Source organism: Pseudomonas sp. TWR1-1-3, assembly GCF_049896805.1.
GTDB classification, from domain to species: Bacteria; Pseudomonadota; Gammaproteobacteria; order Pseudomonadales; family Pseudomonadaceae; genus Aquipseudomonas; species Aquipseudomonas bubulae.
The window spans coordinates 441,220-462,164 of the sequence record NZ_JAFCUZ010000003.1; the positions used below are offsets into that span (position 1 = coordinate 441,220).

Genomic DNA, 20,945 nt, shown 5'->3' on the forward strand with positions numbered 1-20,945 from the left:
GCTCCAATTGTTCTTTTAAACCACCGATTCAGCGACCTGATCTCAAGGTGACTAAAGCCGGCGGCTAGTCTGGCAAGATCCGGGGCAGGCTTTCAAGGGAAGAGCCTTGATTCTTAAGGCTCTGAGCGCAATTGCCTGCTTTAAAACAGCAGTTCTCCTGCGCTCAAAGCCTAGCAGTTAACCTTGCAAAGTTTCCAAGGTCAGATCCAGGCACTTACGCGCCTTGGTCACCAGCTCGTCGATCTCGTCCTTGCTGATCACCAATGGCGGCGAGATGATCATGGTGTCACCCACGGCACGCATGATCAGACCGTTATCAAAACAGAACTGCCGGCAGATCATGCCGACACCACGGCCTTCGTAACGCTTGCGTGTGGCTTTGTCCTGTACCAGCTCAATGGCACCCAGCATGCCCACACCACGCACTTCGCCCACCAACGGGTGATCGTTCAGTTCACGCAGACGCTTTTGCAAATACGGTGCCGTTTCGGCATGCACCTTCTCGACAATTTTTTCTTCGCGCAGGATGCGGATGTTTTCCAGTGCCACGGCGGCGGCTACCGGGTGACCCGAGTAGGTGAAGCCGTGGTTGAAATCGCCGCCCTCATTCAGCACCGCCACCACTTCGTCGCGCACGATCAGGCCGCCCATCGGGATGTAGCCCGAGGTCAGGCCCTTGGCGATGGTCATCATGTCCGGCTTGAGGTCGTAGAAATCACTGCCGAACCACTCGCCGGTGCGACCAAAACCACAAATCACTTCATCGGCCACGAACAGGATGTCGTACTTGGCCAGGATTTCCTTGATGCGTGGCCAGTAGGTGGCTGGCGGTACAATCACACCGCCCGCGCCCTGGATCGGCTCGGCAATAAAGGCACCGACAGTGTCGACGCCCAGTTCGAGGATTCTTTCTTCAAGCTGATTGGCCGCCCAGATGCCGAACTCTTCCGGGGACATATCGCCACCTTCACCGAACCAGTACGGCTGCGGGATGTGGGTAATGCCCGGAATCGGCAAATCGCTTTGTTCGTGCATGTAGGTCATGCCGCCCAGGCTGGCACCGGCCACGGTAGAACCGTGGTAGCCGTTTTTGCGGCTGATGATGGTCTTTTTATTCGGCTGGCCCTTGATCGCCCAGTAATGGCGAACCATGCGCAGCATGGTGTCGTTGCCCTCAGAGCCTGAGCCGGTGAAGAACACATGGTTCATGCCTTCAGGTGCGATCTCGGCGATGGCTTTGGACAGTTCAAGGACCGGCGGGTGGGCGGTCATGAAAAACAGGTTGTAGTACGGCAGTTCACGCATTTGCTTGCTGGCCGCTTCAGCCAGCTCGTCACGGCCATAGCCGATGGCAACACACCACAGGCCGGCCATGCCGTCGAGAATCTTGTGGCCTTCGCTGTCCCACAGGTACACGCCCTTGGCGTGAGTGATGATGCGTGGGCCGACTTCTTTCAACTGTTTGAAGTCACTGAACGGTGCCAGGTGGTGATCGTTGCTCAGTTGTTGCCATTCGAGGGTTTGCGGGTTCTTGTTGGTCATACGGCTCTCCTTTAGTCAGTAGAGGAGGGGCGGCGCCTTCCTGGCTCGCCCCTCCAGCGTGTCAGACGGCGAACAGCAGGAATTCCCGCTCCCACGAACTGATGACGCGCTTGAAGTTTTCATGTTCGGCACGTTTGACTGCCACGTAGCCGGTGATGAACTTGGTGCCCAGATACTTCTCGACCGTCTTGCTGTTTTCCATACGCTCCAGGGCGTCTTCAATGGTCAACGGCAAGCGCAGGTTGCGGCGCTCGTACCCACGGCCCACTACCGGCGCACTCGGGTTGATGCCTTCGACCATGCCGATGTAGCCACACAGCAGGCTGGCGGCAATGGCCAGGTACGGGTTGGCATCGGCGCCCGGCAGGCGGTTTTCGACACGACGGTTCTGCGGCCCGGCATCCGGTACGCGCAAACCCACGGTACGGTTCTCCTCGCCCCACTCCACGTTTACCGGTGCCGAGGTATCAGGCAAGAAACGGCGGAACGAGTTCACATTCGGAGCAAACAGCGGCAACAGTTCTGGAATGAACTTCTGCAGCCCGCCGATGTGGTTCAGGAACAGGTCGCTCATGGTTCCATCTTCATTGGAGAAGATGTTTTTGCCGGTGTTGATATCGATGATGCTCTGGTGCAAATGCATGGCACTGCCAGGCTCGCCGGTCATGGGTTTGGCCATGAACGTGGCGGCGACATCGTGCTTGAGCGCGGCTTCGCGCATGGTGCGCTTGAACACCAGAATCTGGTCGGCCAGGGACAGTGCGTCGCCGTGACGGAAGTTGATTTCCATCTGCGCCGTGCCGTCTTCGTGGATCAACGTGTCCAGATCCAGCTTTTGCAGTTCGCACCAGTCGTATACGTCTTCGAACAACGGGTCGAATTCGTTGGCCGCTTCAATGGAGAAGGACTGACGACCGGTTTCCGGGCGGCCGGAGCGGCCCACAGGCGGCTGCAACGGGTAATCCGGGTCGTCACTGCGCTTGGTCAGGTAAAACTCCATCTCCGGCGCCACAATCGGCTGCCAGCCGTGGTCGGCGTAGAGTTTGAGCACCTTTTTAAGCACGTTGCGCGGCGACAGCTCGATCGGGTTGCCCTGCTTGTCGTAGGTGTCGTGAATCACCTGAGCAGTTGGCTCAATTGCCCACGGCACCACAAAGACTGCGTTCTGATCGGGACGGCAGACCATGTCGATGTCGGCCGGATCGAGGAGTTCGTAATAGATGTCGTCTTCGACATAGTCGCCCGTTACGGTTTGCAGCAATACGCTCTCGGGCAGGCGCATGCCCTTTTCGGCAATGAACTTGTTGGTCGGCGAGATCTTGCCGCGAGTAATCCCGGTAAGGTCGGCGATCATGCATTCGACTTCTGTGATCTTGTGGTCTTTCAACCAATCGGTGAGCTGGTCGAGGTTGTTACTCATAAATGCCTCTGGGCTGAGTGTCCTGACTTGAATAAGTCAGGCGTTTACTGACGCATCTGCGTCGCGTTGTGTTGCGCGCCGTCTGCAGGCATCTCCAAATGCCTGGAAGATGGCGAGGTAAATCGGGTTGGAGCTTACCTGCCATTCGGGGTGCCACTGAACCGCCAAAGCAAAAGCCTTGCCGTCTTTGACCGACACGGCTTCGACCAGACCGTCCGGTGCAAGGGCTTCTGCGCGTAAACCGGGGGCCAGGCGATCGATACCCTGGGTATGAATCGAGTTGACCTCGAACTCAGTGGGCAAGCCCAAAGCTGCCAACACTCCGCCCGGCTGGACGTGCATGGCGTGGCTCGGTGCATATTGCACCTCAACAGGGGCACTGGGGTCTTCGCGATGTTCGATAAAACCTTCGACTTCATGCAATTTCTGGTGAAGTGAGCCACCCAGAGCTACATTCAACTCCTGAAAGCCGCGGCAAATGCCGAGCACCGGAACGCCCGCTGCCAATGCAGCACGAATCAGCGGAAGGGTGGTGCGATCACGCTCGGGATCATGCAGCGTGTCTGGTGCGCTGGCGGGGCCGTGATACAAGTGGGGTTCAATATTGGAAGGCGACCCGGTAAAGAGCAGGCCGTCCAGACCGTCAATAATATCGGTCGGATCAATCAGTTCCGCCAGTGACGGAATGATCAGGGGCAAGCCTTTGGCGGCCACTGCAACTGCTCGCACGTACTTATCGCCAGTGATGTGATAAGGATGCAAACCGATCTGCTTGGTGCAGGCGGTGACGCCGATTAACGGCAGGCGTGACATGTAACACCCCGGTATTATTGCTGTTATGGGTTTGAATCGAGCTTAGCCTTGTTCATTTTTTTACACAACACCCCCGTAAAAAATACAACACGGCCCGCTCAAGCCTGCGGGCGCCACCCGTCAAAACAGAACAAATACGCCCCAAAAAGCGTCAAAAATGGCCTTCCGGCGCTTTTTCAGGGCAAAAAAGAGGCTGCTTGACTTCGGTATGCCGTTCGGGTTGACTGAATCCCGTAGCGCTCAATGATTGATATTTTTAACAACAAAGGTGTTGCATCATGTCGGTACCCCCGCGTGCCGTTCAGCTTAACGAAGCGAACGCGTTCCTTAAGGATCATCCTGAGGTTCTGTACGTAGACCTTCTCATTGCGGATATGAATGGTGTGGTGCGCGGCAAGCGCATCGAACGCACCAGCCTGCACAAGGTTTACGAGAAAGGCATCAACCTGCCTGCCTCTCTGTTTGCACTGGATATCAATGGCTCAACGGTGGAAAGCACCGGCCTGGGTCTGGATATCGGTGACGCAGACAGAATCTGTTATCCCATCCCCGACACCCTGTGCAACGAACCCTGGCAAAAGCGCCCTACCGCGCAACTGCTGATGACGATGCACGAACTTGAAGGTGAACCTTTCTTCGCCGACCCTCGCGAAGTACTGCGTCAAGTTGTTACCAAATTTGACGAGCTGGGCCTGACCATTTGTGCCGCTTTCGAGCTGGAGTTCTACCTGATCGACCAGGAGAACGTTAACGGTCGCCCGCAGCCACCACGTTCGCCGATCTCCGGCAAACGCCCGCATTCGACTCAGGTTTACCTGATCGACGACCTCGATGAATACGTCGACTGCCTCCAGGACATTCTGGAAGGTGCCAAAGAGCAAGGCATCCCGGCTGACGCCATCGTTAAAGAAAGTGCCCCGGCGCAGTTCGAAGTGAACCTGCACCACGTTGCCGACCCCATCAAGGCCTGCGACTACGCGGTACTGCTCAAGCGTCTGATCAAAAACATCGCCTACGACCATGAGATGGACACCACATTCATGGCCAAGCCTTATCCGGGCCAGGCGGGCAACGGGCTACACGTTCATATTTCGATTCTGGACAAAGACGGCAAAAATATTTTTGCCAGCGAGGATCCCGAGCAGAACGCCGCATTGCGTCACGCGATCGGCGGTGTGCTCGAGACCCTACCGGCACAGATGGCGTTCCTTTGCCCCAACGTGAACTCCTACCGTCGTTTCGGCGCACAGTTCTATGTGCCCAACTCGCCGTGCTGGGGCCTGGACAACCGTACCGTGGCCATTCGCGTCCCGACCGGCTCGGCCGACTCGGTACGGATCGAACACCGGGTTGCCGGTGCCGATGCCAACCCGTATCTGTTGATGGCCTCTGTGCTGGCCGGTGTTCACCACGGTCTGACCAACAAGATCGAACCGGGCGCACCCGTCGAAGGCAACAGCTACGAGCAAAACGAGCAAAGCCTGCCGAACAACCTGCGCGATGCATTGCGTGAGCTGGATGACAGCGAAGTGATGGCCAAATATATCGACCCGAAATACATCGATATTTTTGTCGCCTGTAAAGAGAGCGAGCTGGAAGAGTTTGAACACTCCATCTCCGATCTCGAATACAACTGGTACTTGCATACCGTGTAAGCGATTGCAGTCCACGAAAAACGCCGCCGGCCTTACAGCCCGCGGCGTTTTTTCATGCTCACAGGTCTACAATGCCGGCTGCCCTTGAGGAGACGCTGATGTCCAGCCGCGCCACACCCCGAAAGCCACGCGCTCGCAGCCAGGGCCGCATCGACACGATACTTGACGCTGCCCGCAGGCTGCTGACGGCGCAGGGCGTATCCAACCTGTCGATTTACAACGTGGCAGAGCACGCACAAATCCCGCCATCGTCGGTCTATCACTTTTTCGCGGGCGTACCCGCGCTCCTTGAGGCGCTGACCGGTGATATTCACGCAGCCTTCCGCGCCTGTCTGCAGGCGCCGATCGAGCATGATGCGTTGAAAGACTGGCGTGATCTTTCGCACATTGTTGAACACCGGATGCTGACGATCTACAACGAAGATGCAGCCGCCCGGCAGTTAATTCTCGCCCAGCATGGCCTTACCGAAGTCACACAAGCCGACCGCCAGCACGACCTTGAGCTGGGGCAATTGATGCACGCGCTGTTTATGCGCCACTTTGAATTGCCAGCACTGCCACAGGACGTGGACGTGTTTGCCCTGGCGATGGAGCTGGGCGACCGCGTGTATGCACGCTCCATCCAGCTGCACGACAGCATCACCCCGCGTATGGCCGAAGAAGGCATGCGCGTGGTGGATGCTTATCTGGGGTTGTATTTGCCGCCGTTTTTGCCGAAACGCAAGAGCCCGACGGTAAACCTGTAGATACTCTGTTGCAGGTCAAACCCTATTGTGGGAGCGAGCCTGCTCGCGAACGACCTTCGCGAGCAGGCTCGCTCCCACAGTTGCAGTGTTCATGCCGCTGCGCTCGTCAGCGGCTACACGTCATCCCGCGCCCATCAGAACGGAGCATCACCCAAAATCGTTGCACGGTGCATCACACGGCGGTTCGGACGGTAATCGTCCACGGCGTAATGCTGGGTTACGCGGTTATCCCAAAACGCCACATCGTTCTCCTGCCAGCGCCAGCGAATGGTGTATTCCGGGCGGGTGGCATGGGCAAACAGCAACTTCAGGATCGCTTCGCTCTCTGCTTCAGACAGTTCATTGATGCGCGTGGTGAAACCTTCGTTGACGAACAACGACTTGCGCCCGCTTACCGGGTGGGTGCGGATAACCGGGTGCGACAGCGGCGGGTTATTTTTTCGGGTCTGTTCCCAGCGTGCCAAATCTTCCGGGGTCGAACCAAAGCGCTCCAGCGGGAATGACTTGGTGAAATCGTGGGTTGCGGTCAGTCCATCGAGCAGCACCTGCAACGGTTTCGACAACCCTTCAAAAGCGGCAATACCGGCTGCCCACAACGTGTCACCACCAAAAGCCGGCAGTTGCTTGGCACTCAATACCGCGCCCATGGCCGGGGTTGGCAAAAAGGTCACGTCGGTGTGCCATACCGCGTTGTCACGCACGTCGGTCACGGCGGTGTCCAGCACCAGCACTTCCGGCTGGCCAGGCACGTTGGGGTAGATCGGGTGAATATGCAGGTCGCCAAAATTGGCGGCAAAACGGGCCTGCTGCTGCGGTGTAATCGACTGGTTCTTGAAAAACACCACATGATGCTCAAGCAAGGCTTGCTCGATGGCATCACGGTGCTCAAGGCTCAGCGGTTGAGTCAGGTCGACACCCTCAATCTGGGCGCCCAGGGCAGAGCTAATCGGGGTAATGGTCAGGCTCATGATCTCTCTCTTAATCAGCGCGCCGATTAATCAGCGTCGAGTTCTGTTGTTAGTGAGCCTGGCCGTGCCACGGCACCAGCTTGCGTTGCAGGGCGCGCAGGCCCATTTCCATGGCAAAGGCGATGATGGCTATCACCAGAATCCCCAGTACCACCACATCGGTCACCAGGAACTGCGCGGCGGACTGCACCATAAAACCCAGGCCACTGGTGGCGGCGATCAGTTCGGCGGCCACCAGCGTCGACCAGCCCACGCCCAGACCGATACGCACACCGGTCAAGATATCCGGCAAGGCGCTCGGCAAAATCACATGGCGAATCAACTGCCAGCGCGTCGCACCCAACGACTGCGCAGCACGGACCTTGGCCGGGTCAACGGTACGCACGCCGGTGGCGGTGGCAATCGCGATCGGGGCGAAAATCGCCAGGTAAATCAGCAGCACTTTCGACAGCTCGCCAATACCGCACCAGATCACGATCAGTGGCAAATAGGCCAATGGCGGGATTGGGCGATAGAACTCGATCAGCGGATCGAAAATCCCCCGCGCAATGCGGTTGTGGCCAATGGCGATGCCCACCGGCACTGCTGTCAGAATCGCAAAGCCCAGACCCAGGCCGATACGGCTCAAGCTCGCGCCCAGGTGCTGCCACAGGGTGGAATCCATATAGCCCGTGGTCGCCAGCAGCCAGCCTTTTTGCAACACGGCAGAGGGCGGCGGCAGAAACAGGGGTTCAATCAGCCCGGCAGCGGTAACGGCCCACCATACGGCGATCAGGGTGACGAGGGTCAGCACGCTGATCCAGCGTGTGCTCAGGCTGCGCTTGACCGGGCGTGGGGTGTGGGGCGCAGCAACCGGGTTGGCGGCGACTGCTTCATAACTGCTCATGCGCGCTCCTGCCGCTGGGCGGCACCGCGTTGTGAAAACACGCGATCAAGCACGTGCTCACGGGTTTCAATAAAGCGAGGGTCGGACTTGATCGAACGTGCCGATTCGCCGGCGTTGTAGCGCTGGCCAAAATCCAGGCTCAGACGCTCAACAATGCGGCCGGGGTTGGGCGCCAGCAAAATCAGGTCAGTGGCCAGAAACACCGCTTCTTCAATGTCGTGGGTAATCAGAAATACCGGCTTGTCGGTGCGCCGGCACACTTGCAGCAACAGTTCCTGCATCTGCTCACGGGTGAACGCATCGAGGGCACCGAAGGGCTCATCCATCAGCAATACGCGAGGGTCGGCAGCCAGCGCGCGGGCCAGGCCCACCCGCTGTTTTTGACCGCCAGACAGCTCCCATACGCGGCGCTTTTCAAAGCCGGACAAATCCACCAGCGAAAGCATTTCACGGGCACGGGCTTCGCGCTTGTCCCGTGGCACACCGGCCAGTTCAAGGCCGAAAGCCACGTTGGCCAGTACGTCTTGCCAGGGCAGCAACACATCGTCCTGAAACACCACACCGCGCTCGGCACTCGGGCCGTGGACGGGTACGTTGTCGAGGGTAATTCGACCAGCGCTGGGCTCGACGAAGCCAGCGATCAGGTTCAACAAGGAGGTCTTGCCGCTGCCCGACGGGCCAAGTGCGACCAGCAGTTGCTGTGGCCCGAGGCTGACGGAAATATCCGACAGCACCGGCTCAGCGGCGCCCGGGTACTGTGCGCTGATGCGCTCCAGTGTTAACAAGGCCATGACGGTCGACTCCTCAGCGGCGTTGATTATTGAGTAACAAAAGTGGCGTTGACCGACGGCGCGTAGTCCGGCAGTACAGCGTCGACTTTTTTCTGCTCTTTCAGGAAGGCAGCAGTGTCGGCCAGGGCTTTGGTAGTCGGTGCGCCCAGCAATACCACCTGATCAGCCGCCAACGGGTAGACGTTGCCTTGCAGCAGCAGCGGGATATCGGCCGCCTTGGCGCCCGAGAGCTTCACAACCTTGTCGATATTGCCCTGATTGGCCAGCCAGGCTTTTGGGTCCTTGTGGTAGTCGGCGTAGGCATCCAGAGTCACTTTGGCGAACTGCTTAACGACTTCCGGGTGCTTGGCGGCGTAGTCCTTGCGCACGATCCAGGCATCAAAAGTCGGCGCACCGAGCTTGCCCAGCTCACCGGAAGTGATCAGCACTTTGCCGTTCTCTTTGGCAGTGCCCAAAGCCGGGTCCCATACGTAGGTGGCGTCAATATCGCCACGCTTCCAGGCCGCGACAATGGCAGGCGGTGCGAGATTCAGAATCTGTACTTTCGAAGGGTCGATGTTCCAGTGCTTCAATGCAGCCAGCAGGCTGTAGTGACCGGTGGACACAAACGGCACGGCTACTTTTTTGCCGACCAGGTCCTGCGGGCCGTTGATACCGGAGCCGTTGCGGGCGACCAGGGCTTCAGAACCGCCCAACTGAGTGGCGATCAAAAAGGTTTCGACCGGTACGTTACGGGTCACGGCGGCGGTGAGCGGGCTCGAACCCAGGTAGGCAATCTGCACATCACCCGAGGCAATGGCCGCAATGATGTCTGCGCCGTTATCGAATTTGCGCCAGTTGATCTTGGCGTCAGTGGCTTTTTCGTAAGCACCGTCGGCCTGGGCGACTTTGGCCGGGTCAACGGTGGTTTGGTAAGCCACGGTGACATCCGAGCTGGCAGCCTGCGCGAAGAAGCTGGCACCCGCCAGAGACAAAGCAGCCAAAAGGCGTAGGGGAGAGTGCAGTTTCATCAGGTAGCTCCTCGGCAGGTGGCCGGATATCGGCTGGATGCGAGGTTAAATGATCTAAGAATCAGTAAATAAATAACTTTTAAGCATTAGCTTATGTAGTTACGCAACATACAGGCGCGCACCCGCGCCCTAACTGCCAGGGCGTTTTAGCCAGCGGGTGATTAGGTCGAGTGTTTAATAACCAAAGGCTATTAAAAGATTCATGAAATTATGTTTAGAAATTAGACAAAAGACCGATAGCATTCCCACGCGCGCGTGTAGGAGAAACCCTGCTATATGCCTATTTGATCTGAAAAGATCAGAAACAATTCTTTTTAGGTTTATTAAATAGTCATTAATCTGCGCACAAACGACGAATGATTAGACAAAGGTCGTAGCCATGATGGGTTGCGATTGACTTGCCGGTCACCGTCTGGCGCTAATCGCGCATCTGCAGCACCCAGGCATCAGATCCGGGGCTGAGGAACTACAAAAATTAGAAACGCAAAGGAGCAACACAATGCACAAGTCCACCTTGGCCATCGCTGTGGCCGTAGGATTGTTGGCACAACAAGCCAGCGCTGCCGGCTTTATCGAAGACAGCAAGGCCACGCTGAAGCTGCGTAACTTCTATATCAATAACGATAACCGTGACTCGGGCACCAAAGCTGCCGGTGCGCAAAGCAAGACTGAAGAATGGGGCCAGGGCTTCCAGCTGGACTTCACTTCGGGCTTCACCCAGGGCACAGTCGGTTTCGGTATTGATGCCATTGGCCTGTTGGGCGTCAAGCTCGACTCCAGCGCTGGCAAACACGGCAACCCTACCGGCGCAAACTATGGCGGTTCGGTGTTCCCAAGCGATGGCAACCACGCTGTAGACGATTTCTCCAGCCTGGGCCTGACCGCAAAAGCCAAGGTGTCCCAGACCGAACTGCGCATCGGTACCCTGCAGCCTAAACTGCCGGTTATCGTTAGCAACGACGGTCGCATGCTGCCGCAAACCTTCCAGGGTGGCCAGATCACTTCCAGCGAGTTCAAGGACCTGACCTTCACCGGCGGCCAGATCGAGCACGCCAAGGGCCGTAACTCGAGCAACAACGAAGGCCTGTCGATTGCCGGCGCGAACAATTCCATTACGGGCAAGTTCGTTAACAAGTTCTACTACGGCGGTGTGGACTACAAGGTCAACAAAGACCTGTTGCTGCAGTACTACTACGGCAACCTGGAAGATTTCTACAAACAAAACTTCCTGGGCCTGGTTCACAACTGGTCCATCGGTCCGGGCGTGTTGAAATCTGACCTGCGCTACTTCAACAGCACCGACGACGGCAAGAACGGCCACGACTCTGCGTATTACACCACCGGTGATTACGCCAACAGCTCTGCAGGTAGCGGCAGAGGCAAGGTCGACAACAACCTGATCAGCGGCCTGTTCCTGTACACCGTTGAAGGTCACACCTTCGGTGGCGGTTATCAGGTGAGTAACGGCAGCAGCGACTTCCCGTTCCTGAACCAGGGCGACGGCGCATCGGCGTACATCCCTACCGATATGCAGATCTCGAAGTTCGCCCGTGCTGGCGAGCGTACCTGGCAGGCGCGTTACTCGTATGACTTCGCCAAAGTCGGCGTACCTGGCCTGACGGCGGGCGCGGTTTACCTGCGTGGCGACAATATCGACACCTACAACAGCAAAAATGTGCAAACCAGCAATGGCTCTTCCGAGTGGGAACGCGATATCACCGTGGCTTACGTGATCCAGGAAGGCACGCTGAAAAATCTGGGCTTCATGTGGAAAAACGCCATGTGGCGCAACGATATTGCTGGCCAGCGCGACCAGGACGAAAACCGTCTGATCGTGAGCTACTCGATCCCGTTGCTGTAAGCGTGAATTAGTACAAAGTAAGAAAAATCCTGCCCGGCGCAATGCCGGGCAGGGTGTTTACCGAAGACCTCAACGGTCAATTCGCAACACATTAATAGTCGCAGCTCCCTGCCGCTCCCCTTGCCTAAACCAGAACCCACAGTGGCCCCACGCCTGGGCTGCGTCCAATGAAACAGTTTTTAATATCTCTTTTTGTTCTAATCAAATCGATATTTATTCTTTTTAATTAGCTCCAGAGGCAGGCAGAGTGGCTCCATCACGCCCCGCCATTGCCAATAAAAAGGAGCTGCACCATGAGCCTCAGACTCGGCGACATCGCCCCCGATTTCGAACAGGATTCCAGCGCCGGCAAGATCCGTTTCCATGAATGGCTGGGCGACAGCTGGGGCGTGTTGTTTTCGCACCCGGCGGACTTCACCCCGGTGTGCACCACCGAACTGGGCTTCACCGCCAAGCTCAAGGACGAGTTTGCCAAGCGCGGCGTCAAAGCCATCGCACTGTCGGTAGACCCGGTGGACTCACACCACAAGTGGATCGAGGACATCAACGAAACCCAGAATACCGTGGTCAACTTCCCGATCCTGGCCGATGCCGATCGCAAGGTGTCTGACCTCTACGACCTGATTCACCCCAATGCCAGCGACACCCTGACCGTGCGCTCGTTGTTCGTGATTGATCCGAACAAAAAAATCCGCCTGACCATTACCTACCCGGCCAGCACCGGGCGCAACTTCAACGAAATTTTGCGGGTGATCGACTCGTTGCAACTGACCGACAGCCACAAAGTGGCCACCCCGGCCAACTGGCAGGACGGTGACGAGGTCGTGATCGTGCCGTCGCTCAAGGACGAAGACGAAATCAAGCGTCGCTTCCCCAAGGGCTACCGCGCCGTGAAGCCCTACCTGCGCCTGACGCCGCAGCCGAACAAGTAAAACCAACCTCATACCCTGTGGGAGCGGGCTTGCTCGCGATGATGGCGCCGCGTTTTTTTCTGATACACCGCGCCGATCCCATCGCGAGCAAGCCCGCTCCCACAAGCATGCAACCGTGTCTTCAACAGGGTTTTTGGCCGTTTCGACGGCCTTTTTTTTGCTTTCGATTTAACAAAAAGGCATATGCATTATAAGAATAAACAAATGAATAAATATGATTTATAGATATATAAATCACCTGTTATGGTCTGTTCACTCAAGCGAAAACGCTGACAGCGAATTGCACATATTCATTCAAGGAAACGTCTAGATGCTGGTCGTGACACTCGGAGGAAGCCCAAGCCAACGTTCCCGCTCAGGAGTGTTGCTGGACCACGCCAAACGCTGGCTCAACCAGCAAGGCGTTGAAGTGGTGAGCTATCAGGTACGCGACTTTCCGGCCGAGGACTTGCTGCACGCACGCTTCGACAGCCCGAAAATCATCGACCTGTTGCAACAGATCGAAAACGCCGATGGCCTGGTGATTGCCACCCCGGTGTACAAAGCCTCGTTCAGCGGCGCGCTGAAAACCGTGCTCGACCTGCTGCCCGAACGCGCCCTGAGCCACAAAGTGGTACTGCCTATCGCCACCGGTGGCAGCATCGCCCACATGCTGGCCGTGGACTACGCCCTAAAGCCAGTACTGTCGGCACTCAAGGCCCAGGAAATGCTTCAGGGCATTTTTGCCGAAGACAGCCAGATTGCTTACGGCGAAGGCGGCGCACAAGCGCAACTGGTGCCGATTCTGGAACAGCGCCTGCAAGAGTCACTCGAACAGTTCTACAGCGCCCTGGCGCGACGCCCCAAGCCTCTGGACCCGAGCATCCTCAACGAGCGTCTGGTGACGGCTCGCTGGAGTATCTGAAACAGCATTTTTCCCACCGATAAAAGCTCCACCACCTTACTGATCCGCTAACGGCCCAGCAGGTGCTACCCGAATCCCGAACAACAAAAAAGGAGAGCGCCATGCGCCCTGTCATTTTGCGTCGTGGTCTGGTCGCACTCTTAGCTGCGGCTGTGTCCTTCGGTGCTGTTACCCAGGCCCAAGCCGATACCCTGCGCATCGGCTATCAGAAATACGGCACGCTGATGCTGCTCAAGGCCAAAGGCACGCTGGACAAGCGCCTGGCCGAGCAGGGCGTTGACGTGCAATGGACCGAATTCCCCGGTGGCCCGCAATTGCTTGAAGGCCTGAACGTGGGCTCCATCGACTTCGGCGTGACCGGCGAAACCCCGCCCGTGTTCGCCCAGGCCGCCGGCGCCGACTTGCTCTACGTCGCCTACGAGCCACCAGCCCCCACCAGCGAAGCGATTCTGGTGCCCAAGGATTCGACCATCACCTCGGTCAAAGACCTCAAAGGCAAAAAAGTCGTCCTCAACAAAGGCTCCAACGTGCACTACCTGCTGGTGCGCGCCCTTGAAGACGCCGGCCTTAAATACACCGATATCCAGACCGTGTTCCTGCCCCCCGCCGATGCCCGTGCTGCCTTTGAACGCGGCAGTGTCGATGCCTGGGTAATCTGGGACCCGTACCAGGCTGCCGCCGAACAACAGCTGCAAGCGCGCACCCTGCGTGACGCCAGTGGCATCGCTGATAATCATCAGTTCTATCTGGCTACCAAGCCTTATGCCGAACAGCACCCCAAGGTGATCGAAACCCTGGTCGATGAAGTACGCACTATTGGCGAATGGGCCAAGGCCCACCCCGAGGACGTGACAAAACAAGTCGCACCACTGCTGGGCCTGTCTCCTGAGATCACCCTCACGGCGGTCAAGCGCCAAGGCTACGGCGCACAGTTTCTGACCCCGGAAGTGGTCAACGCGCAGCAAAAAATCGCCGACAGTTTTTACCAGCTCAAGCTGATCCCCAAGCCGCTGGTTGTGAAAGACGTGATCTGGACGCCCCCGGCCAATCTGGCCAAAGCCAACTAACGCTTGCTGCCCCTAATTAGGAGACCACTCCATGAGCCTCAATATTTTCTGGTTCCTGCCTACCCACGGTGATGGCCATTACCTTGGCACCTCCGAAGGCGCCCGCGCCGTTGACTACGGTTACCTGCAACAAGTCGCGCAGGCTGCTGACCGCCTGGGCTTTGGCGGGGTACTGATTCCTACAGGTCGTTCGTGCGAAGACTCATGGCTGGTGGCGGCATCGCTGATTCCGGTAACCCAGCGCCTGAAATTTCTCGTAGCCCTGCGCCCGGGCATTGTGTCGCCCACCGTTGCAGCGCGTCAGGCCGCGACCCTGGACCGTTTGTCCGGTGGCCGCGCCCTGTTCAACCTGGTCACCGGCGGCGACCCGGAAGAGCTGGCCGGTGATGGTTTGTTCCTCAGCCACGAAGAGCGTTATCAGGCCTCGGTAGAGTTCACCCGCATCTGGCGCCGTGTGCTTGAAGGCGAAACCGTGGACTACGATGGTGAACACATCACCGTCAAAGGCGCCAAGCTGCTTTACCCGCCGATTCAGCAACCGCGTCCACCGCTGTATTTCGGCGGGTCTTCGGAAGCCGCACAGGATCTGGCCGCCGAACAAGTGGAAATGGTTCTGACCTGGGGCGAGCCACCGGCTGCCGTTGCAGAAAAAATCGAACAGGTGCGCGCCAAGGCCGCCAAATTGGGCCGCACCGTACGTTTCGGCATTCGTTTGCACGTAATTGTGCGTGAAACCAACGAGGAGGCTTGGAAGGCCGCCGACAAACTGATCTCGCATCTGGACGACGACACCATCGCCCGTGCCCAGGCCTCGCTGTCGCGCTTTGACTCGGTGGGCCAGCAGCGTATGGCCGCCCTGCACGGCGGCAGCCGCGACAACCTCGAAGTCAGCCCTAACCTGTGGGCAGGCGTGGGCCTGGTACGGGGCGGCGCTGGTACGGCGCTGGTCGGGGATGGTCCGACCGTGGCCGCACGGGTTCAGGAATACGCCGACCTGGGCATCGACACCTTTATTTTCTCCGGTTACCCGCACCTGGAAGAGTCCTACCGTGTGGCCGAGTTGTTGTTCCCGCACCTGGATATCGAACGCCCGGAACTGCCAAAAAGTGCAGGCTACGTGAGCCCGTTTGGCGAAATGGTCGCCAATGACATCCTCCCTAAAGCCGCGTCGCAGAGCTGAGGTCGCCATGAGTTCAGGCAAGGCCTCGGGCCTCAAAAATATCGGTCACACCCTGGCGCCCTGGGCCTTGCCGGTCTTGCTGCTGGCAGTGTGGCAGCTGTCCGTGTCAGCGGGCTGGCTGTCGACACGCATCCTGCCCGCCCCCAGTGCCGTGATCACGGCCGGCGTCGAGCTGGTGCGCAGTGGCGAAATCTGGAAACACCTGGCCATCAGCGGCTGGCGCGCCGGGCTCGGCTTTGTGATCGGTGGCAGCATCGGTCTGGCGCTGGGCTTTATCACCGGCCTGTCGAAATGGGGTGAACGCCTGCTCGACAGCTCGGTGCAAATGATCCGCAACGTGCCGCATCTGGCGCTGATTCCGCTGGTCATCCTGTGGTTCGGCATCGACGAGTCAGCGAAGATTTTTCTGGTGGCGCTGGGGACTTTATTCCCGATCTACCTCAACACTTACCACGGCATCCGCAACGTTGACCCGGCGCTGGTGGAAATGGCGCGCAACTATGGCCTGTCCGGTTTCAGCCTGTTCTGGCAGGTGATCTTGCCGGGCGCGCTGCCGTCGATCCTGGTGGGTGTGCGCTTTGCCCTGGGCTTTATGTGGCTGACCTTGATCGTGGCCGAAACCATCTCCGCCAGCTCCGGCATTGGCTACCTGGCGATGAACGCCCGGGAGTTCCTGCAAACCGACGTGGTGGTGCTGGCGATTGTTTTGTACGCAGTGCTCGGCAAACTGGCCGACACCGCAGCCCGGGGGCTGGAGCGCATCTGGTTGCGCTGGCACCCGGCGTATCAAGTGGTTAAAGGCGGTGCAGCATGACAGCTCAACAACCTCCACGTTTGCGCCAGGGCATACCGTTGGCCATCAACGGCTTGCAGAAGGCCTTCGGTGAGCGCCTGGTGCTACGTGATATCAACCTGCATATTCCGGCAGGGCAGTTTGTCGCCATCGTAGGCCGCAGCGGGTGCGGCAAAAGCACCCTGATGCGTTTGCTGGCCGGCCTGGATCAGCCCACTGCAGGCCAGTTGCTGGCCGGTAGTGCGCCCCTGCAAGAGGCCCGTGAAGACACGCGCCTGATGTTTCAGGAAGCGCGTTTACTGCCCTGGAAAAAAGTCATCGACAACGTGGGCCTGGGCCTTAAAGGCGACTGGCGGCCAAAGGCGCTCAAGGCACTGGAAGAAGTCGGCCTGGCCGAGCGCGCCAATGAATGGCCGGCAGCACTCTCGGGCGGTCAGAAGCAGCGCGTGGCCCTGGCCCGCGCCCTGATCCACCAACCGCGCCTGCTGCTGCTTGACGAGCCGCTGGGCGCGCTGGATGCCCTGACCCGCATCGAAATGCAGCAACTGATTGAACGCCTGTGGCGCCAGCATGGTTTTACCGTATTGCTGGTGACCCATGACGTGAGCGAAGCCGTTGCGATTGCCGACCGTGTCATTTTGATTGAAGAAGGCCAGGTAGGGCTGGACCTCACGGTCGACCTGCAACGCCCACGGCTACGCGGCTCGCATCGCCTGGCGGCACTGGAAACCGAAGTACTGAACCGTGTTCTTGCACTGCCTGGCTCGCCACCTGAGCCGGAACCCGTTGCACCGCTGCCTACGCAACTGCGCTGGGCGCAATAAACCCACTTTCTATCCCAAGACAGGAATCGACACCATGACCATTAAAGCCATCAACGTTCGCAACCAGTTCAAAGGCCACATCAAGGAAATCGTACTGGGCGACGTGCTGTCGGAAATCGACGTACAAACGGCGTCGGGCATCGTGACTTCGGTGATCACCACCCGCTCGGTCAAGGAGCTGGAGCTGGTGGTCGGTAGCGAAGTGATCGCGTTCGTAAAGTCCACTGAAGTGTCCATCGCCAAGTTGTAAATCATGGGTGATTCACAGCCCCGAACGGCGTAAGCCCTTCGGGGTTTTTTGTGCCTGAAAATCGCCCTCAAATCCTGGGGGTCATGGCTGTGGCCGCTCATCAGCGATAAACAGCGCAACAAATTCTTGGCCGCCTGAGTGCGCTGCTCGGCACAGGCCAGCAGGGCAGATACAGAGGCGCGGGGATCGATCAATAAAACGTGGGAACCGACGGGATTGTCGGTTTGGGGAACGTACTGGGACATGCTTTAACTCCTAAGAAAAGGAGCCACCTCAATCAGCTTGCACGCAGAAAGAGGGTAGCAATTGTGCGCGGGTGTGCAAGACCGGTCCCAGATAACCCGGCAGACCCGAAGATCTCCCGCGCACAACCGCCATAACGCCGATTGCAGGCGCAAAGCCTACCAAGCGAAATGAAAAGTTGGAAATCTGAGAGTCAGGCTTGCACGCCTGATCGCTGATGTTCAGCGATGGAGCGGACTATAGGCAGCCCGCCTGGGGCATCACAATAGGGTAACGCGGGTGAAAGCCCGATCCCACATAAGTGCGCGAAAGGTCTGTAGAAATCGCAGCGCCTGCATCGCGAGCAAGCCCGCTCCCACAGGTTTGACGAGCATCCACACATGGTGAGAACACCCAAAACCTGTGGGAGCGGGCTTGCTCGCGATGGCATCAGCCCGGTGACTCAGGCCATCACAGCAGCCTGAATCACCACCAAACCAATCAGCGCACCAAATGCAAGAACTGCAGATGGCGTTCGTACTGGTCGAGGATGTCGTTGATGATCTGCTCTTTGGTGTAGCCCGTCAGGTCGTAGTCCTGGCTGCCTTCGGCCAGATGCACTTCAGCACGGTAGTAACGGCGATTACGCAGTTGCTCCTTTTTGCCGAAGCCACCCCGGGCGAAGGACGGCGTGAAGTAGCCACGCATCTGCACCTGGTAGATAAACGGATGTTCATCCCCATGACCGATTTCCAGGCTCACGTTGTCGTTGGCCGGGTCTGGCTGGGTGACAACGTTAAGGCCTTTCTCCCGGAACACAGCGCTCACTTCTTCAATCGCCGGGCGCACGGTGGTGTCCATAAAGCGGTACACCTCGTCCCGCGACGGGAAGTGCACGGCCTGGCTCAAGCGCTGGCGCCAGCCACCACGACGCGAGTGCGAAACGGGTGCCAGGGAGTGGGTCTGCGCAATCTTCTTCTGCGACTCAAGGTAGAACGCCTTGTGCAGGCCCCACATCATCAGCAGCAAAATCAGCGAGAACGGTAACGAGGTCAGTACTACCGCTGACTTGAGCGCATCGATACTGCCTGAGAACAGCAGCGCACTGGTGACCAGCGCAGTCATCGCGCCCCAGAACACCCGCAGCCATTTCGGGCCGTCTTCGTCCGCGTTATTGCCACGGGCCGAGAGGGTGGACAGCACCACAGTACCGGAGTCAGCCGAGGTCACGAAGAACACGAAGCTGATAAACACCGTCACCGCGATAACGGTCTTGCTCCACGGGTAGGTCTCAAGCAGCAGGTACAGCGTACGCGACGGGTCATCGATAGCCGACTGGCCGAGGGCAACCATACCGTGGTTGAGCACCTGGTCGATGGCGCTGTTGCCGAAAATAGACATCCACGCCAGGGTGAAGCCCAGTGGAATCAGCAGCACGCCGAACACGAACTCGCGGATGGTCCGGCCACGGGAAATACGCGCAATAAACAGGCCTACAAAGGGCGACCATGCGATCCACCAGGCCCAATAGAACACGGTCCAGCCGCCCAACCAGTCACTTGGCTTGTCGTAGGCATACACATCGAAACTCTTGGTGGGCAGTGCACCCAGGTAGTCACCGATGTTCTGCACCAGAGTGTTGAGCAAGTGCTGGGTGGGGCCGGCGAACAACACAAACAGCAGCAGGGCACAGGCCAGCAGCATGTTGATGTCGGACATCACCCGCACGCCCTTGTCGACACCGGCAATGGCCACCAGAATCGCGGCGCCCATCATCAACGTGATGAGGCCCACTTGCACCCATTGGGTATGGGGCATGCCGAACAGGTAGTCGAGGCCGGAATTGAGATGCAGCACCCCAAAGCCCATGTCGGCGCCCAGGCCGAACACCGTGGCGATAATGCCGAAACCATCCACCGCATAACCGATGGGGCCGTTGATGCGCTTGCCGATCAGCGGGTAGAGCGCCGAGCGCAGCGCCAGCGGCAGGTTATGCCGGTAGGCGAAGTAGGCCAGCGCCATGCCGACGAACGCGAACACACCCCAACCGTGCAGACCCCAGTGCAGGAACAGCAGCTGCATGCCCTGGCGCGCAGCCTCGGCATTGCCGGCCGGGCCCTGCGGCGGGTTGAGCATATGGGTGAGGGGTTCGGACACACAGAAGAAAAATAGCGTGATGCTGATCCCGGCGGCGAACAACATGCCCGCCCAGGACAGGTAACTGAACTCGGGTTCGTCGTGGTCGGCACCGAGCTTGATCTTGCCGTAGCCGGACAAGGCGGTGACGACCACGAAGATCAGATACAGGGTCATCGCTAACATGTAGTACCAGCCGACCGTGTTGGCCGCCCAGTTTTGTGCGGCCAGCAGCCATTCGCCGGCAGCGGCAGGCATGGCGATGACCACCACACCGAAGATCAGGATAAACGCGGCGGCAAAGTAGAACACCGGCGGGTTCATGCGGATCGAGGACGTCTCGGACGTGATCGGTACACTCATTGGATGTGCACCTTATAGAGGTAAAACGGGATCAAAAAGAGCGGATTCGGCAAGGGTTAGCCTCCTGTTGTGAGCGGGCAGCGGACCACCGGTTTAACTTGAACAAGCATTCAAGTTAAACATGGATGGCCTTTCAGCACTAATCGCTGCCCGCAGCTGCACGCCTGATACGTTAGCTCATGGCAAGGTATGACACATGGCCATGATCATCGTTCAGCCTTTATAGCGTGGGGCTATCAGGGGGGAGAGGCGGCAAAAGAAAACGGGAATTTCGGGCGCTGAAAAAAAATCCAAAAAAAATGTTCGCAGAAGCGCAGTGATCAAAAAATAGACTGATTTAGACGCCGATCAGTAGTGCCTCAGGAGGAAAGTACCGACGAATTTACAGCAGAGGGGGGGACCCTATTGATTGAAGTGGTCCCAGAGACTTATCTCGCATTGGCGCCCGCAATCTACAAGCACCAATACGAACAAACAGAGATTCACAAAGAACACCTGATAATGTTACCCGATTACAGTTATCAAAAATTTAAGACTACAAACACTCTCTTTCATACATCGAAGTTAACAATAGAACCTAGA

At 58.0% G+C, this 20,945-nt stretch carries 18 protein-coding genes; 10 read left to right on the forward strand and 8 right to left on the reverse strand.

What is annotated here, in order from left to right; genetic code table 11:
• Positions 1-177: 177 nt before the first annotated feature.
• From ACP7BE_RS14910 to ACP7BE_RS14920, 3 genes are all read right to left on the reverse strand, one after another.
• Positions 178-1,542, reverse strand: coding sequence for an aspartate aminotransferase family protein (locus tag ACP7BE_RS14910; protein ID WP_426106339.1), 1,365 nt, complete (start codon positions 1,540-1,542; stop codon positions 178-180).
• A gap of 61 nt (positions 1,543-1,603) precedes the next feature.
• The gene (locus ACP7BE_RS14915; RefSeq protein ID WP_094999614.1) at positions 1,604-2,962 is read right to left on the reverse strand and encodes a glutamine synthetase family protein; all 1,359 of its coding nucleotides are present in this window, start codon (positions 2,960-2,962) and stop codon (positions 1,604-1,606) included.
• 36 nt (positions 2,963-2,998) lie between these two features.
• Positions 2,999-3,775 (reverse strand): gamma-glutamyl-gamma-aminobutyrate hydrolase family protein, encoded by a 777-nt coding sequence (locus ACP7BE_RS14920; RefSeq protein WP_095017911.1) that lies wholly within the window; start codon positions 3,773-3,775, stop codon positions 2,999-3,001.
• Between the two features lie 278 nt (positions 3,776-4,053).
• Here ACP7BE_RS14920 and ACP7BE_RS14925 point away from each other — a divergent pair, with 278 nt between their 5' ends.
• Together ACP7BE_RS14925 and ACP7BE_RS14930 are read left to right on the forward strand one after the other, a co-directional pair.
• The gene (locus tag ACP7BE_RS14925; protein ID WP_094999612.1) at positions 4,054-5,430 is read left to right on the forward strand and encodes a glutamine synthetase family protein; all 1,377 of its coding nucleotides are present in this window, start codon (positions 4,054-4,056) and stop codon (positions 5,428-5,430) included.
• A gap of 98 nt (positions 5,431-5,528) precedes the next feature.
• A complete protein-coding gene (locus ACP7BE_RS14930; RefSeq protein ID WP_426106342.1) occupies positions 5,529-6,176 on the forward strand; it encodes a TetR/AcrR family transcriptional regulator in 648 nt (215 codons plus the stop codon).
• Between the two features lie 134 nt (positions 6,177-6,310).
• On the opposite strand, the gene tauD is transcribed toward ACP7BE_RS14930, so the two are convergent.
• From tauD to tauA, 4 genes are read right to left on the reverse strand one after another with little or no spacing between them, the layout of a single operon-like run.
• A complete protein-coding gene (gene tauD, locus ACP7BE_RS14935; protein ID WP_095017913.1) occupies positions 6,311-7,144 on the reverse strand; it encodes a taurine dioxygenase in 834 nt (277 codons plus the stop codon).
• 49 nt (positions 7,145-7,193) lie between these two features.
• Positions 7,194-8,030, reverse strand: a complete 837-nt coding sequence (gene tauC / locus ACP7BE_RS14940; RefSeq protein WP_094999609.1) for a taurine ABC transporter permease TauC — start codon at positions 8,028-8,030, stop codon at positions 7,194-7,196.
• A complete protein-coding gene (gene tauB, locus ACP7BE_RS14945) occupies positions 8,027-8,821 on the reverse strand; it encodes a taurine ABC transporter ATP-binding subunit (RefSeq protein ID WP_094999608.1) in 795 nt (264 codons plus the stop codon). Before tauB ends, tauC begins: the two co-directional genes overlap by 4 nt.
• 26 nt (positions 8,822-8,847) lie before the next feature.
• Complete coding sequence (tauA, locus tag ACP7BE_RS14950) at positions 8,848-9,831, reverse strand: taurine ABC transporter substrate-binding protein (protein WP_094999607.1); 984 nt, start codon at positions 9,829-9,831, stop codon at positions 8,848-8,850.
• Between the two features lie 499 nt (positions 9,832-10,330).
• Between tauA and ACP7BE_RS14955 the strand changes: the two genes are divergently transcribed.
• From ACP7BE_RS14955 to ACP7BE_RS14990, 8 genes are all read left to right on the forward strand, one after another.
• The gene (locus ACP7BE_RS14955; protein ID WP_426106345.1) at positions 10,331-11,692 is read left to right on the forward strand and encodes an OprD family porin; all 1,362 of its coding nucleotides are present in this window, start codon (positions 10,331-10,333) and stop codon (positions 11,690-11,692) included.
• Positions 11,693-11,985: 293 nt separating this feature from the next.
• Positions 11,986-12,624: a peroxiredoxin gene (locus ACP7BE_RS14960; protein WP_083369699.1), complete on the forward strand. Its 639-nt coding sequence runs from the start codon at positions 11,986-11,988 to the stop codon at positions 12,622-12,624.
• Between the two features lie 310 nt (positions 12,625-12,934).
• Positions 12,935-13,528 carry an NADPH-dependent FMN reductase gene (ssuE, locus tag ACP7BE_RS14965; protein ID WP_094999605.1) on the forward strand — a complete coding sequence of 198 codons (594 nt, stop codon included), beginning with the start codon at positions 12,935-12,937 and terminating at the stop codon, positions 13,526-13,528.
• A 101-nt stretch (positions 13,529-13,629) separates the two neighbouring features.
• Complete coding sequence (locus tag ACP7BE_RS14970) at positions 13,630-14,595, forward strand: sulfonate ABC transporter substrate-binding protein (RefSeq protein WP_095017915.1); 966 nt, start codon at positions 13,630-13,632, stop codon at positions 14,593-14,595.
• Between the two features lie 31 nt (positions 14,596-14,626).
• Entirely contained in the window at positions 14,627-15,775 is a 1,149-nt protein-coding gene (ssuD, locus tag ACP7BE_RS14975) for an FMNH2-dependent alkanesulfonate monooxygenase (RefSeq protein WP_016782830.1), read from the forward strand.
• 7 nt (positions 15,776-15,782) lie between these two features.
• Positions 15,783-16,589, forward strand: a complete 807-nt coding sequence (gene ssuC, locus ACP7BE_RS14980; protein WP_016782831.1) for an aliphatic sulfonate ABC transporter permease SsuC — start codon at positions 15,783-15,785, stop codon at positions 16,587-16,589.
• Positions 16,586-17,392, forward strand: a complete 807-nt coding sequence (ssuB, locus tag ACP7BE_RS14985; protein WP_095017916.1) for an aliphatic sulfonates ABC transporter ATP-binding protein — start codon at positions 16,586-16,588, stop codon at positions 17,390-17,392. The genes ssuC and ssuB overlap by 4 nt, the downstream gene beginning before the upstream one ends.
• A 34-nt stretch (positions 17,393-17,426) precedes the next feature.
• Positions 17,427-17,642 carry a TOBE domain-containing protein gene (locus ACP7BE_RS14990; RefSeq protein ID WP_003444581.1) on the forward strand — a complete coding sequence of 72 codons (216 nt, stop codon included), beginning with the start codon at positions 17,427-17,429 and terminating at the stop codon, positions 17,640-17,642.
• A 723-nt stretch (positions 17,643-18,365) separates the two neighbouring features.
• Here the strand turns inward: ACP7BE_RS14990 and betT are convergent.
• Positions 18,366-20,363: a choline transporter BetT gene (gene betT / locus ACP7BE_RS14995; RefSeq protein ID WP_094999601.1), complete on the reverse strand. Its 1,998-nt coding sequence runs from the start codon at positions 20,361-20,363 to the stop codon at positions 18,366-18,368.
• Positions 20,364-20,945: the final 582 nt, after the last annotated feature.